Source organism: Vibrio hangzhouensis (assembly GCF_900107935.1).
Lineage (GTDB): Bacteria > Pseudomonadota > Gammaproteobacteria > Enterobacterales > Vibrionaceae > Vibrio > Vibrio hangzhouensis.
Genome location: NZ_FNVG01000003.1, coordinates 69,613 through 83,079, shown reverse-complemented (window position 1 = coordinate 83,079; position 13,467 = coordinate 69,613). Strand labels below are relative to the sequence as shown.

The 13,467-nt window shown below is 46.9% G+C and carries 15 protein-coding genes; 7 read left to right on the top strand and 8 right to left on the bottom strand.

What is annotated here, in order from left to right:
* The first annotated feature begins 14 nt into the window (after positions 1 to 14).
* The 6 genes from lptD (at position 15) to C4S60_RS03985 (ending at position 6,774) form a co-directional block, all read left to right on the top strand.
* Positions 15 to 2,333 carry an LPS assembly protein LptD gene (gene lptD / locus C4S60_RS04010; protein WP_103879053.1) on the top strand — a complete coding sequence of 773 codons (2,319 nt, stop codon included), beginning with the start codon at positions 15 to 17 and terminating at the stop codon, positions 2,331 to 2,333.
* Between the two features lie 71 nt (positions 2,334 to 2,404).
* Positions 2,405 to 3,709: a peptidylprolyl isomerase SurA gene (gene surA / locus C4S60_RS04005; RefSeq protein WP_103879052.1), complete on the top strand. Its 1,305-nt coding sequence runs from the start codon at positions 2,405 to 2,407 to the stop codon at positions 3,707 to 3,709.
* Positions 3,696 to 4,694: a 4-hydroxythreonine-4-phosphate dehydrogenase PdxA gene (gene pdxA / locus C4S60_RS04000; RefSeq protein ID WP_103879051.1), complete on the top strand. Its 999-nt coding sequence runs from the start codon at positions 3,696 to 3,698 to the stop codon at positions 4,692 to 4,694. The genes surA and pdxA overlap by 14 nt, the downstream gene beginning before the upstream one ends.
* Positions 4,691 to 5,497, top strand: a complete 807-nt coding sequence (rsmA, locus tag C4S60_RS03995; protein ID WP_103879050.1) for a 16S rRNA (adenine(1518)-N(6)/adenine(1519)-N(6))-dimethyltransferase RsmA — start codon at positions 4,691 to 4,693, stop codon at positions 5,495 to 5,497. The genes pdxA and rsmA overlap by 4 nt, the downstream gene beginning before the upstream one ends.
* Positions 5,498 to 5,575: 78 nt before the next feature.
* Complete coding sequence (gene apaG, locus C4S60_RS03990) at positions 5,576 to 5,956, top strand: Co2+/Mg2+ efflux protein ApaG (protein ID WP_103879049.1); 381 nt, start codon at positions 5,576 to 5,578, stop codon at positions 5,954 to 5,956.
* A gap of 8 nt (positions 5,957 to 5,964) precedes the next feature.
* The gene (locus tag C4S60_RS03985) at positions 5,965 to 6,774 is read left to right on the top strand and encodes a symmetrical bis(5'-nucleosyl)-tetraphosphatase (protein WP_103879048.1); all 810 of its coding nucleotides are present in this window, start codon (positions 5,965 to 5,967) and stop codon (positions 6,772 to 6,774) included.
* Positions 6,775 to 6,825: 51 nt separating this feature from the next.
* Here the strand turns inward: C4S60_RS03985 and folA are convergent, their stop codons facing one another.
* The 7 genes from folA to rplU all read right to left on the bottom strand — a co-directional run bounded on the left by folA (position 6,826) and on the right by rplU (position 11,902).
* A complete protein-coding gene (gene folA, locus C4S60_RS03980; RefSeq protein WP_103879047.1) occupies positions 6,826 to 7,305 on the bottom strand; it encodes a type 3 dihydrofolate reductase in 480 nt (159 codons plus the stop codon).
* An 18-nt stretch (positions 7,306 to 7,323) separates the two neighbouring features.
* Positions 7,324 to 7,797, bottom strand: a complete 474-nt coding sequence (locus C4S60_RS03975) for a threonine/serine exporter family protein (RefSeq protein ID WP_167390954.1) — start codon at positions 7,795 to 7,797, stop codon at positions 7,324 to 7,326.
* Positions 7,797 to 8,564: a threonine/serine exporter family protein gene (locus C4S60_RS03970; RefSeq protein ID WP_103879045.1), complete on the bottom strand. Its 768-nt coding sequence runs from the start codon at positions 8,562 to 8,564 to the stop codon at positions 7,797 to 7,799. The genes C4S60_RS03975 and C4S60_RS03970 overlap by 1 nt, the downstream gene beginning before the upstream one ends.
* Positions 8,565 to 8,675: 111 nt before the next feature.
* Complete coding sequence (locus tag C4S60_RS03965) at positions 8,676 to 9,731, bottom strand: FUSC family protein (RefSeq protein WP_103879044.1); 1,056 nt, start codon at positions 9,729 to 9,731, stop codon at positions 8,676 to 8,678.
* A 144-nt stretch (positions 9,732 to 9,875) separates the two neighbouring features.
* Positions 9,876 to 11,045 carry an Obg family GTPase CgtA gene (gene cgtA / locus C4S60_RS03960; protein WP_103879043.1) on the bottom strand — a complete coding sequence of 390 codons (1,170 nt, stop codon included), beginning with the start codon at positions 11,043 to 11,045 and terminating at the stop codon, positions 9,876 to 9,878.
* A gap of 266 nt (positions 11,046 to 11,311) precedes the next feature.
* Positions 11,312 to 11,569 (bottom strand): 50S ribosomal protein L27, encoded by a 258-nt coding sequence (rpmA, locus tag C4S60_RS03955; RefSeq protein ID WP_004409945.1) that lies wholly within the window; start codon positions 11,567 to 11,569, stop codon positions 11,312 to 11,314.
* A 21-nt stretch (positions 11,570 to 11,590) separates the two neighbouring features.
* A complete protein-coding gene (gene rplU / locus C4S60_RS03950; protein ID WP_006074830.1) occupies positions 11,591 to 11,902 on the bottom strand; it encodes a 50S ribosomal protein L21 in 312 nt (103 codons plus the stop codon).
* A gap of 272 nt (positions 11,903 to 12,174) precedes the next feature.
* On the opposite strand from rplU, the gene ispB reads away from it, so the two are divergent.
* Entirely contained in the window at positions 12,175 to 13,146 is a 972-nt protein-coding gene (gene ispB, locus C4S60_RS03940; RefSeq protein WP_103879042.1) for an octaprenyl diphosphate synthase, read from the top strand.
* 45 nt (positions 13,147 to 13,191) lie between these two features.
* Here the strand turns inward: ispB and C4S60_RS03935 are convergent, their stop codons facing one another.
* Positions 13,192 to 13,383, bottom strand: a complete 192-nt coding sequence (locus C4S60_RS03935; RefSeq protein ID WP_103879041.1) for a hypothetical protein — start codon at positions 13,381 to 13,383, stop codon at positions 13,192 to 13,194.
* Positions 13,384 to 13,467 lie beyond the last annotated feature (84 nt).

The following is a 13,467-nucleotide window of genomic DNA, read 5'->3' as shown; positions in this document are numbered from 1 at the left end:
GATAGTACAACTCGATGTCACGTTTTTCCCGCACATATCTAGCGGCCTCAATCAGTGCTGCGCTGCTAGCGTCTTATGCACATGCCGAAGAAACATCGAAAAATAGTGAGCAATCTATGCCACCAGCAGAGCAGTGCTCTGTTGATACTGCCCAAAGTTCTGATTCCAATCAAGAGCCAATCAATATCGAGGCGGATTCACTGGAAGCAATTCAAGGGCAACGAGCGACCTATAAAGGCGATGTCGTCGTTACTCAGGGCAACAAAACCATCACAGCCGATAATGTCACTCTGCATCAAGAAGAGAACCTTGTTGTTGCCGAAGGGAATGTTGTTATGAGTGATGGTGAAATCAAAGCGGTATCCGATAAAGTTACCAATAGCCTGGATCAGGATAAAATCACGCTCGAAAACACACAATACGAATTCTTGTGTACTCCGGGTCGCGGTGAGGCTGTTTTTATCTCCAAAACAGGTAAAAAACTTTACGAAGTTGAAGATGGCTCTATCACTTCCTGTCCAGAAGGCGACAATTCATGGCGTTTCTTAGCTACGGATATGGAGATTGATTCTTCGGAAGAAGTCGCCAAGCTATACAATACCCGTGTAGAAGTACAAAAAGTTCCTATTTTTTATCTTCCCTATCTCGAGATGCCAATCGGGGAAAAGCGTAAAACGGGTATCTTGCGCCCTTCTGCATCTTTGGGCTCTAAAAACGGGTTTGAGTTTGAGTTACCTGTTTATTGGAATCTTGCAGAAAACTATGACTTATTGACTAAATTCAATTACATGCAAAATCGCGGTTTGCAATTGAAAGGCGACTTTCGATATTTGACGTCGAATAGTCGCGGTCAAATGAGAGCTGAATTTCTCGGTAAAGATGAGAAATTTGAGGATAAAGGTGCTCGTTGGGCAGCTCAGTTCACCAATAACTCTAGGTTCAATCAGAACTGGGGGTTATCTGTCGACTACTCACAAGTCAGTGACATTGATTATTTTAAAGACTTAGATTCGAGTTTAGGTAATCGCGCTGACGGGCAGCTATTGCAAGAGGGTGATCTCACCTATCGAAATGAAAATTGGGATACTGCTTTACGAGTCAGGGATTTCCAAGTTTTAGTCGAAAACAGTTTGCCATATCAACTGGCTCCTCAGTTTGAGGCGAATTACTATCTGCCTGAGTTTTATAAGAATCTTGATTTTGATTTAGTAAGCCACATTTCAAACTTTACGATTGACGATGATAATAGACCCGAAGCAACAAGAGTACATATAGAGCCAGGTATCACTCTACCTTTGGCCACCACTTGGGGCACCTGGACGACCGAAGCTCGCTATCTGTTTACCCACTACGACCAAGAAATTCGAAACCCTGTTCTTGACAGCGAGGGGCGAGTCAGACCCTTGGAAGAAAGTGTTTTTAGAAACATACCGCAATTTCGAACGCATGCCGGACTCGTGTTAGAGAGAGATACCACATTTGTAGGTGGGTATACTCAAACCCTGGAACCTCAAATTCAATATCTATATGTACCTAAAGTAGATCAAAGTGGTATCTACGAATATGACACAACATTATTGCAAACTGACTACTATGGCCTGTTCAGATCGCGAAAGTACAGTGGCGTCGACAAGATAGCCGCAGCTAACCAAATCAGCTATGGCGCGAGTAGTCGCTTTTTTGATTCACTCAATCGAGAGCGTTTAGCGGTATCGTTTGGACAAATCTATTACTTAGATGTCGGCACTAAATCGCCGAATAGTCCTTCAGATGCAGCGCTGTCAAATTATTCAGCTTGGGCAGTTGAAACGGACTTCAACTACAACGATCGTGTCTTCTATCGAGGCGGTATCCAATACGATATTGACAGTTCTCAGATTTCAGTAGGGAACAGTTCGCTAGAATATCGAGTCGGATCTGACTATATTCAGGCCAACTACCGATATGTAACCAAAGAGTATATCGAAAGCACCGTTGACCTTAGTAACATTAACTCCATTACTCGAAACGGTATTTCTCAAGTGGGTTTACTTGGGGGATACCGAATTAACCCACAATGGATTCTTAGAGGCCAATACTTTTACGACACGACAGAAAACGTCGCTATGGAGTGGCTTGGACAAATACAATACGAGTCCGACTGTTGGTATTTAGGTATAGACTTAAGCAAACAATTAAGGTCTTGGGAAAATGGAATCGGCAATGACCCTCAGTTTGAGCAAAACATTAAGCTCAATTTTGGTATCACAGGTTTAGGCGGCAGCACTGCTCCGCCTCCGTCAGGCAACGGCAATGCCCTAGGTTACAGTAGACCATTTATACTAAATAACTAGAACACGATAACATCAGGAACTTTATTGACTTCGCAGACTCATAGTCTGTGAAGTTCTCACTAGGAATATCGATGAAATTTATAAGCAAACTCATTTCAACACTTGTTATCTCGGTAGCGTCACTGCATGCCGTCGCAGAGCCGGTTGAACTTGATCGCGTTCGCGTTATCGTCAACGACGGTGTTATTTTGCAGAGTGACATTGACTCAGCCACTAAAACACTAACGGCGAACGCTCGTAAAAATGATCAGGAGCTTCCCCCCGCAGACATCATTCAGGAACAGATTCTGGATAAACTCATCATTGAAAAACTGCAACTGCAGGAAGCGGATCGCATTGGTGTCCGTATTGATGACAACAGACTAGAGACTACACTGAATGAGATTGCGCAAAGCAACAACCAGACTCTGGAGCAGCTGCGTCAAACGGTTCGCGAAGAAGGCCTGACTTGGGAAGCCTTCCGTGAACAGATTCGTGATGAAATCGCTGCTAGTGAAGCGCGCAACGCCATGGTGCGACAGCGCATCAATATCCTGCCAGCAGAAGTCGATAATCTGGCTGAATTACTGGCAAAAGAGAGTGACGCGACCGTTACATACAAGATCCGCCACATTCAGTTGCGCTTTAACGACGGTGAAGATAAAAGTGTTCAGGAAAAGCAAGCCAAAGAGATCGTTACTCGTTTAAATTCAGGTGAAGACTTCGCAACCATGGCATATACCTACTCCAAGGGACCAAAAGCACTGGAAGGCGGTGACTGGGGTTGGATGCGTAAAGAAGAAATGCCAACCATTTTTGCTGACCAGATCAAAATGCAGTCTAAAGGCACCGTGATCGGCCCCTTCCGCAGCGGCGTCGGTTTCCACATTCTGAAAATCGAAGATGTCAAAGGCCTGGAGACGGTGTCGGTCACTGAGGTCAATGCTCGTCATATTCTGATCAAGCCGACCGTGATCTTAAGTGATGAAGGTGTTAAACGTGAGCTGAACAACATCATCAGTCGCGTCCAGTCCGGCAAATCAAGTTTTGCAGAAATGGCCGAGCAATACAGTGAAGACCCAGGTTCGGCGGTTCAAGGCGGTGAGTTAGGTTACCAGACGCCTGAACTGTATGTGCCTGAGTTTAAACATATGGTGGAGACCTTACCTGTTGGTCAAGTCAGTGAACCGTTTAAGACGGTTCACGGATGGCACATTGTCGAAGTACTGGATAGACGAGAAGTCGACAAGACCGGTTCTGCGATGCAAAACCGCGCCTATCGTATCCTGTTCAATCGTAAATTTAACGAAGAAGCCTCCGCCTGGATTCAGGAAATCCGTGCCAGCGCCTTTGTGGAAATGGTTGAGGATGAGGAAGACGACAATGCCGCAAACTAATGCGCCAAAACGCATCGTCGTCACGGCAGGTGAGCCTGCTGGTATCGGCCCCGATCTAGCCGTAGCTCTGTCACAGAAAGACTGGCCACATCAGGTCGTGGTCTGTGCCGACAAAACTCTCATCTCCGACAGGGCACAACAGTTAGGCATAGAGGTTTCGTTGCTTGACTATGATCCCAGCGATCATCGTCCCCAACAAAAGGGGAGCCTGATTGTCCTGCACGAGCCACTGACCACCCCTGCTGTCGCTGGTGTATTGGATGAGACAAACGGTCAATACGTATTAAATACCTTAGAAAAAGCCGCAAAAGGCTGTATGAAAGGTGAATTTGATGCTATTGTCACCGGCCCTGTGCACAAAGGGGTGATCAATCGCGCTGGCGTTAGCTTTAGTGGTCATACAGAGTTCTTTGCTGAGGTATCAAATACACCGCTTGTGGTGATGATGCTGGCAACGGAAGGACTGAGAACTGCACTCGTTACGACGCACCTTCCCTTATCGGAAGTACCTAACGCCATCACCGAAGAGCGCGTCACGCGAATCGTTGATATATTGCATCATGATTTGGTCACCAAGTTTGGCATCAAAACGCCAAACATCTATGTCTGCGGCCTGAACCCTCATGCGGGTGAAGATGGCTGCCTAGGAATGGAAGAGATTGAAACCATCACTCCCACCCTGGAAAAACTTCGCACAGAGAAAAATTATCAGCTTGTTGGTCCATTGCCGGCCGACACGATATTTAATGACAAATATTTACGCGAAGCGGATGCTGTCTTAGGCATGTATCACGATCAAGTACTCCCTGTATTAAAATACAAAGGCTTTGGTCGTTCAGTAAACATCACTCTTGGTCTACCTTTTATACGGACATCGGTTGATCATGGCACCGCGATAGATCTTGCTGGCAGCGGCCAAGCAGACTTTGGCAGCTTTGAGACAGCGCTGGCGTACGCAATAGACTTAGTAGAGAGCAGACAATGAGAAATGATGTCCACTTAGGGCACAAGGCCAGAAAACGATTTGGTCAGAACTTCCTGAACGATCCGTACATCATCGATGGTATCGTATCTTCAATTAACCCAAGACCAGGTCAAAACCTGGTTGAGATCGGCCCAGGTCTTGGCGCGATTACTGAGCCGGTGGGCAAAGAAGTCGATAAGTTTACGGTTATCGAGCTTGACCGTGACTTGGCCGAGCGTCTGCGTACCCACCCAGATCTGGCTGACAAGCTTACCATTCACGAAGGCGATGCGATGCGCTTTGACTTCACTCAACTTGTGAAGCCAAACAACAAGCTACGTATCTTCGGTAACTTGCCATACAACATCTCGACGCCTTTGATGTTCCACTTATTTGAATTCCATAAAGACATTCAAGACATGCACTTTATGCTTCAAAAAGAAGTGGTTAACCGTCTAGCTGCGGGACCAGGCAGCAAAGCCTATGGCCGTTTGACAGTAATGGCACAGTACTATTGTAAAGTGGTACCCGTACTTGAAGTGCCACCAACGGCATTCGTTCCGCCGCCAAAAGTAGACTCTGCAGTAGTACGTCTTGTTCCTTACGAAGAGCTGCCTTACCCAGCAACCAGCTTAAAATGGCTCGATCGTGTGTGTCGTGAAGGCTTCAACCAGCGTCGTAAGACCGTACGTAACTGCTATAAAGCACTAATGTCTGCAGAAATTCTGGAACAGCTTGGCGTGAATCCATCAATGCGACCAGAGAACCTTACGCTACAACAGTTTGTTGACATGGCAAACTGGCTCGACGCCAACCATAAGTAATAGAAAAAACGCTCACTAGCTTGCTATTGAGCGTTTTTTTTGTCATATCTGACTAGAGCAACGGCATAGGAGAAACATATGGATACCGCTTCACCATGCGTAAAGTGCCAGGTACACACCAAGTACGTAGAAGAACAGTCAGATCCTGAGAATAAGCGCTACGTCTTCGCCTACATCATTACCATCAAGAATCTCAGCCAACAACAGGTGCAGTTGATGAGCCGCCGCTGGCTGATCACAGACGCTAATGGTAAACAAATCAGTGTGGAAGGCGACGGTGTCATAGGTCAGCAACCTGTCATCGATAAAAGCGACGAATACACCTACACAAGTGGGACCGCGATCGAAACCCCCGTCGGTGTGATGCAGGGGCACTACATTATGCTCGATGCCAGCGGCAAAGAGTTTATCACCGAAATCGAACCGTTTCGTTTAGCGGTGCCTAACATTTTGAACTAAGGACTTTTGTGGCAAATTATATTGTTGGTGACATCCAAGGCTGTTTGGATGAATTGAAAGTGCTGTTATCACAGATTCAATTTGATGATAAAAATGATACCCTCTGGTTTGCGGGAGATCTTGTCGCGAGAGGACCTAACTCATTGGAAACCCTGCGCTTTGTTCGTTCTTTAGGGAATGCGGCCAAAGTGTGTCTGGGCAATCACGATTTACATCTTCTCGCCGTTTCTCTTGGCGTCCACAAAGCCAAAACCAAAGACAAAACCCTGCCTATTCTTGACGCCGATGATAAGGACGAGCTGCTGGATTGGTTACGCTCACAGCCTTTGTTACTGGAACACGACGAGTTTGTTGTGTGTCACGCAGGGATTGCACCTCAGTGGAACCTGAATCAGGCACGCGACTGCGCCCATGAAGTCGAGTCGCAGTTGAAGGGGGACAACTGGCGTGAGTTGATTAAAAATATGTATAGCAACCACCCAGACTACTGGCAATCCGATCTCCAGGGCATAGAACGCTGGAGATATATTATCAATGCCTTTACCAGAATGCGCTTTTGTCACCCTGACGGCCGTCTGGATATGGGATGCAAATTACCTCCGGAAGACGTCAATCAAAATGAGTTCATTCCCTGGTTTGCCCTCCCCTCAAGGATCCCTTTGAGTAAAACAGTACTGTTCGGTCATTGGGCGGCACTAGGTGGTCATATCAGCCAAGCCGTCATTGGCTTGGATACAGGTTGTGTTTGGGGGGGCAGTCTGACGCTGATTCGTTGGGAAGACAAGCAACTCTATTCTCAGCCTGCATTGAACCAGTAAAGCCCTAGAACCTAGGTTCTAGGTTCTAGGTTCTAGGTTCTCATTCTGTATCTAACGTTCCAGAATGACAAATTCCATGTCATAGGCGTTTTTCTCATCGGCTTTGTAATGCTCACTATGAGTTTGGCTCCAGCCTTCTCCCCAGTCAGGGAACTGAGTGTCCCCCTCCACCTGAGCATCGATGTAAGTCAGATACAACTTGTTCGCCATCGGCAGGCAGTAGGTGTAGAAGCTGCCTCCGCCAATGATCATCGCTTCTTCAACCTCACTGACCAACGCCAATGCCTGCTCAAGAGAGGTAACCGTATCGACGCCTTCTATCTCTAAATCTGCATTGCGACTTACCACAATGTTTCGTCGACCAGGTAAAGCGCGGCCAATGGAGTCATAGGTCTTTCGTCCCATAATCACGGGTTTGCCCATGGTACATTGTTTGAACCAGACAAAGTCGGCCGGCAGGTGCCATGGCATCTGATTGTCTTTACCAATAATACGATCTTGCGCCATCGCGGCTATCATACTGATGATCATTACTTCGTTTCTTCCTAATTAAACTATCGGGCGACGGCGGTAGAATAACAGCCCTGGCATGGCAAGACCAATAGCCAGACCAGCAATAATGAACATCGCTTTCAGGAAGTTCTCCATCAACGTCGCCAGTAGCTCTGGCGTAAATCCAAGGTGATTAATTTCCACCATGGCGATCATCGCCTTAAATGCAAACACACCTGGCACCATAGGGATCAGCGCTGCAACGGTAAACACTTTCGGGTGGGCAAGGAATTTATGTGACCAGTGTACCCCTATCATGCCAACTAGGGTCGCAGCAAAAAAGGTCGCCCATTCAATCGGGATCCCGTAATGCATCATCAGAAAACGGGAGCCATGACCCAAAGCACCACCAATGGCGCAGTACGCCAGCGCATTTTGCGGCACATTGAATACCAATGCGAAGCCTACCGCAGGGATCGCAGCAAAGAACATATCATTCAGCAGTGCCAGAAACAGTTCAAAACTCGCCATTATTGCACCCACCCTAATACATTGGTCAAGCTCATCGCACCAATGATGCCAAGACAGGTTGCCAGTGTCAGCAAGCTTGCCATCACAAAGCGGGCGATCCCCATGTTGATGTAGCCTTTAATCATATCTGCAACAGAGTTGATCAATGGAAACCCCGGCACCAACATCAATACCGACGATGCCATCACCAGTTGTGGCTGGGCACCAATATTGTAAATGACTGCCTGTGCTGAAATGAGAGTGGTCACAAAAGCGGTAACAGCGAAGTTGAGTAAAGGATTAAAGTGGCGGTGGCCAATTTCCTGACGCACAATCATGCCACAAGCCGAAGCCAGAAATGTCATCGCAAACACCGACCAGTCACCGCCAGCAAGCCGACTGAATGCGGCACACGATAACCCAATCATAACTACAACAAGCCAGCGGTTGTAGCGCTCAGGACTTATCTGATTGAGTTTTTGCTGGGCCAGCTGATGGTCGAGAATCCCCTTCTCCATCATAATGCAGATGCGCTGAACCTGAGTCACCACACGCATATTCAGGCCGCGATCCGGACTTCGTCTGGCAGTGGTAATACAGTGTTCTTTGTAGACGGTAGTGACAACCAACGAACTGGCTGACAGGGATACTTCGACTTCATCCATTGACGCAGCAATACCGATACGTCGGGTAATATCCCCTACTAAGGTACTTTCCGCTCCATGAGCCAGCAACATCTGACCCGCTTGAGCAATTAGCCGGGACACGGCTCTTTGTTTAGAATCCATTCCAGTTCTTTTTCATCACTTGATAAGAGAATGCTCATTTTATTGGCTTTTCCTATCGGGATGAACCAATAATTGAACCGCGATTGACAAAAAACAACAAAATTGTAAAAACTATTCGTGAGACAGGTTTAGCGAATAGATCAACAGCTTTCTGAGACTGATCAGGTCTTCCATCAACTTCAGGTTCAGCCAGATATAGCCATTGATGCTGGTTTCCTCTCCCGATATCGTGGGCATGCAGGTCTTTAGCTTCTGCATGCTCTGTTCGACAGGCAATTGCGATATATCGCCGCTCATGGTTCCTGTAAGCATGAGTTGCGATAAGTTATCAAACTCCTGCTCAATCGCTTTCTGGCACTCCGTTAGCGATGGGGACCACAGCATGTTGAGATGACTGTGTCGGTCACTCCAGTATGAGGTGTGAAGAAGTTCTATGGAATACAGGGTATTACGCAATTGTACCTGAATAGCCTCCAACAAGTGTATGCTCAATTTTGACTCTTTGACCGATGGTGAAATCAGGGTTCTGAGAGTGATCATCTCTTTTAGCAGCGCCTGCTGCTGATCATCGAGTTTGGGTTTCTCCAGAATATTAGGTGAGCTGGAAATGTGATAGATAGTAGCAAACCTTGTGAGTATGCGTCCTAAACGCATCCGCCAATGAATAAAGGCTCTTTGTGGATAGATAACGCAGAATAATACGGCCAGTGCACAGCCCAAGGAGACATCCAGACCTCGCCAAAGTGCGATTTCAATATCATGATTGCCAGCCCCTATGGTCACCGCCAGCGTGATGCCTATAAGCAACCCGGCATACGGGCGTTTCCCTAATGCAAAATATGCACTAAGAAACATCACCACGCCACACCACAGATACATTGCGAACAACGACCATTGCCCCAGCCAGATGGCGACCACACCTGATAAAGCGCCTAACAGGGTGCCCATGATTCGATGCCAGGCTCGCGGTAACACATTGCCCAGATACGAAATGGGACCGATCACTACCACCAGAGTGATGAGTATCCAGGTACTTTCCGGCAGATTGAGATAAGAAGTCAAAGCCAGAGTGATGACAAACGCAGCGGCAATTCTGATGCCATGAAACACTCGATAATGGTTAAATATCAGTCCGTCTACATCTGATATTCGCCGGTTTAAATCCATTTAGAGCCGTCCTTGCTTGTCTGATCTGCTCATGCCTTTCTGTTTAGTTTGCCTGAGCAAACGAAAACTACAAATGGTCCAGACACAAAAAAAGCTGCAAAGTAACTTTGCAGCTTTCTCAATCAAAAACCGACCGAACCTGAATTAGTCACGAACATAGATGACATGTCCATCATCTTCTTCGTCGTCCCAGTCATCCCAGTCGTCATCTTCGGTGATCACATCTTTACCTGACATCGCGTCTTTATGGTAATCGTCCCACATGAAATCAACTTTTTCTTCTTCAGTGATCTCTTCTTCTGCACGTGGCAAGCTTTCCATAAAGTCTGCTAACTTATAGCAAAGCTCTTTGGTACCTTGCTTGTTCACAGCAGAGATCTTGAAGTATTCACCTTCCCAACCCAGCGCATCGATGATCTCCTGGATCACTTCATTCGCTTCTTCTTCTGGCATCAGATCAACTTTGTTGAATACCAACCAACGCGGCTTATCAGCCAGTTTTTCACTGTACTGCTCAAGCTCATCGATGATGGTCAATGCGTTTTCGATTGGGTTGGACTGGTCGATAGGCATAATATCGATCATGTGAAGCAGCACGCGACAGCGCTCTAGGTGCTTCAAGAAGCGAATCCCAAGGCCAGCACCGTCGGCAGCACCTTCGATTAGACCTGGAATATCCGCGACTACAAAGCTCTTCTCAGGAACCACACTCACAACACCAAGACTTGGGATCAGGGTCGTAAATGGGTAATCGGCTACCTTCGGCTTCGCTGCTGATACAGCGCGAATGAAGGTTGATTTACCTGCGTTTGGTAAACCAAGCATACCCACGTCGGCAAGCAGAAGCAGCTCAAGGCGCAGCTCACGCATCTCACCTTTTGTACCTAGCGTCTTTTGACGAGGTGCGCGGTTAACCGATGATTTAAAGCGCGTGTTACCAAGACCGTGCCAACCGCCTTTCGCAACCATGACTTTTTTGCCATGCTCAGCCACTTCTGCCACGATTTCGTTGGTATGGATATCCACGGCACGCGTTCCCACCGGGACCTTAAGCACTTTGTCTTTACCGCGCTTACCCGTACAGTTACCACCACGGCCATTTTCACCACGTTCCGCTTCATAGAAACGCTGGAAGCGGTAGTCGATTAGTGTATTTAGGTTTTCATCTGCCTCGATATAGATATCGCCGCCGTCACCGCCGTCGCCGCCATCAGGGCCACCTTTCGCTACAAATTTCTCACGCCAAAAGCTAACAACACCGTTACCGCCGTCGCCCGCCTGGACTTTTACTACCGCTTCATCAACGAACTTCATCTCTTACTCCGACTACTTCTTCGCTCACCCACCATAAGGATAGGACGTCATCACGACGCGCCTTATGGCTTCATTCGATTATCACTACATTTTAGCAGATGACAGAGACGACTCCCCACCAAGCTAGACCTTGCTTTGCAAAGACTTAACCCAGAGATTCGTCTCTATCGACTGCCTTCATTTAAATACAAATAAAAAACCCCGCCGATTCGGCAGGGCTTTTGAATTCAGCTTGAAAGCATTGTGTAATTTAGCGAAACGCTTAATTACTCAGCTTCGATGCTAACGAATTTACGGTTCTTAGGACCTTTAACTTCAAATTTCACTTTACCTTCAGTAAGAGCGAAAAGAGTATGGTCTTTACCGATACCGACGTTAGTACCAGCGTGGAACTTAGTACCACGTTGGCGTACGATGATGTTACCTGCAAGAACAGACTCACCACCGAAACGCTTAACACCTAGACGTTTGCTTTCTGAATCGCGGCCGTTACGAGTAGAACCACCAGCTTTTTTGTGTGCCATTGTTAAACTCTCCTAATCGAATTAAGCGTTGATGCCAGTGATTTTCACTTCCGTGAACCACTGACGGTGACCTTGTTGCTTACGAGAGTGCTTACGACGACGGAACTTAACGATTTTAACTTTATCGCCACGACCGTGTTGTACTACTTCAGCAACAACCTTGCCGCCCTCTACTAGAGGAGCGCCAACTTGAATGTCTTCACCGTTAGCAACAAGAAGAACTTTATCAAATTCAACAGTTGCACCAGTTTCAACGTCTAATTTCTCTAAACGAAGAGTTTGACCTTCGCTTACACGGTGTTGTTTACCACCAGATTGGAAAACAGCGTACATATTTTACTCCGCTTTTTCCGCACAGCCTTTTGATTGTTATTTCAACAAATAGGGTGTGCGCTAAACTAATCATCAATAGGGCGCAGATTCTACGCGAATGATTGCCCTATGACAAGCCATATTTTGAAAAAATTGGCGAAACACTAATCGCCAATCGAAAGTGCCGCAATAATGCCCTTTCACCATGTATTAATCAACGTTTTTTAGTGTATTATTCACAGATTATAACCAACGATTAAGCCTTACAGGCTCTAAGCTCAACCGGGTACGTAATGGATTTTAAAGCTATCCAAGCACTGACTGCCGATGATATGGCAAAAGTGAACGAAACAATACAAGCACAATTAAACTCTGAAGTTAGCCTAATCAATCAGCTTGGTTTTTACATTGTGAGCAGCGGAGGAAAGCGCCTAAGACCGCTTCTTGCTATCCTGTCAGCCAAAGCGCTGGGTTATCAGGGTAATGCTCATACGACAGCTGCTGCCTTTATAGAATTTATCCACACTGCAACTTTGTTGCATGATGATGTGGTCGACGAGTCTGACATGCGACGCGGTAAAGCCACCGCAAACGCAGCATTTGGTAATGCGGCGAGCGTGCTGGTAGGCGACTATATCTATACACGCTCTTTCCAGATGATGACAGCGCTTGGCTCGCTGCGCATTTTGGAGTTAATGAGTGATGCGGTGAATGTAATAGCTGAAGGTGAAGTTCAGCAGCTGATGAATTGCAACGATCCTGACACTAGCGAAGAAAGCTATATGCAGGTTATCTACTCTAAAACAGCACGCCTGTTTGAGGCAGCGACGCAAGTTGGTGCCATTCTTAACGACGCTGAACCGGAAGTAGAAGTTGCTCTGCAAAACTACGGCAAATATCTTGGCACTGCATTCCAGCTTATCGATGATGTTATGGACTACACCTCTACTGGTGAAGACATGGGTAAGAATGTCGGCGATGATCTTGCAGAAGGTAAACCGACGTTACCACTTATCCACGCCATGCAGCACGGAGAGCAACACGAGAGTACTATGATTCGTGAAGCTATTGAGCAAGGAAATGGGTTAGATAAACTGGACAGTATTATGGCCACAATGCAACGCGTCGGCTCTCTGACATATACTGAAGAGATGGCCTATAAAGAAGCAGACAAAGCCATTGAAGCACTCTCAGTGCTTCCTGAGAGCGAGTATAAGCAAGCTCTGATCTCTCTGGCCTACATGGCGGTTAAGCGCAGCGCATAAAAAAAGGTAGCGTCACTGGTCGCTACCTCTTTAATTAACCTCGGGCTAATAGTACTGATCGCAGCCATTGTGAAGCTGAAGCTCTTCTTCCACCTCATCAACGGATAGAGCCCATTGTTCATCGCTGCCTAACGGCTCCACCAGCACCGATTGCGACACTTCGTCCACAACCAGCACTTTCCCTGCACCGTGCTGCGATTCTACCCACATTCCTTTAACGACATGTTTGATGTCCATACCCCCTCCTCACGCACACTTTGTATACGCGCTTATTATCGGTATAGATCAAAAAAGCCGATCTTTAAAAGATTCGGCTTTATC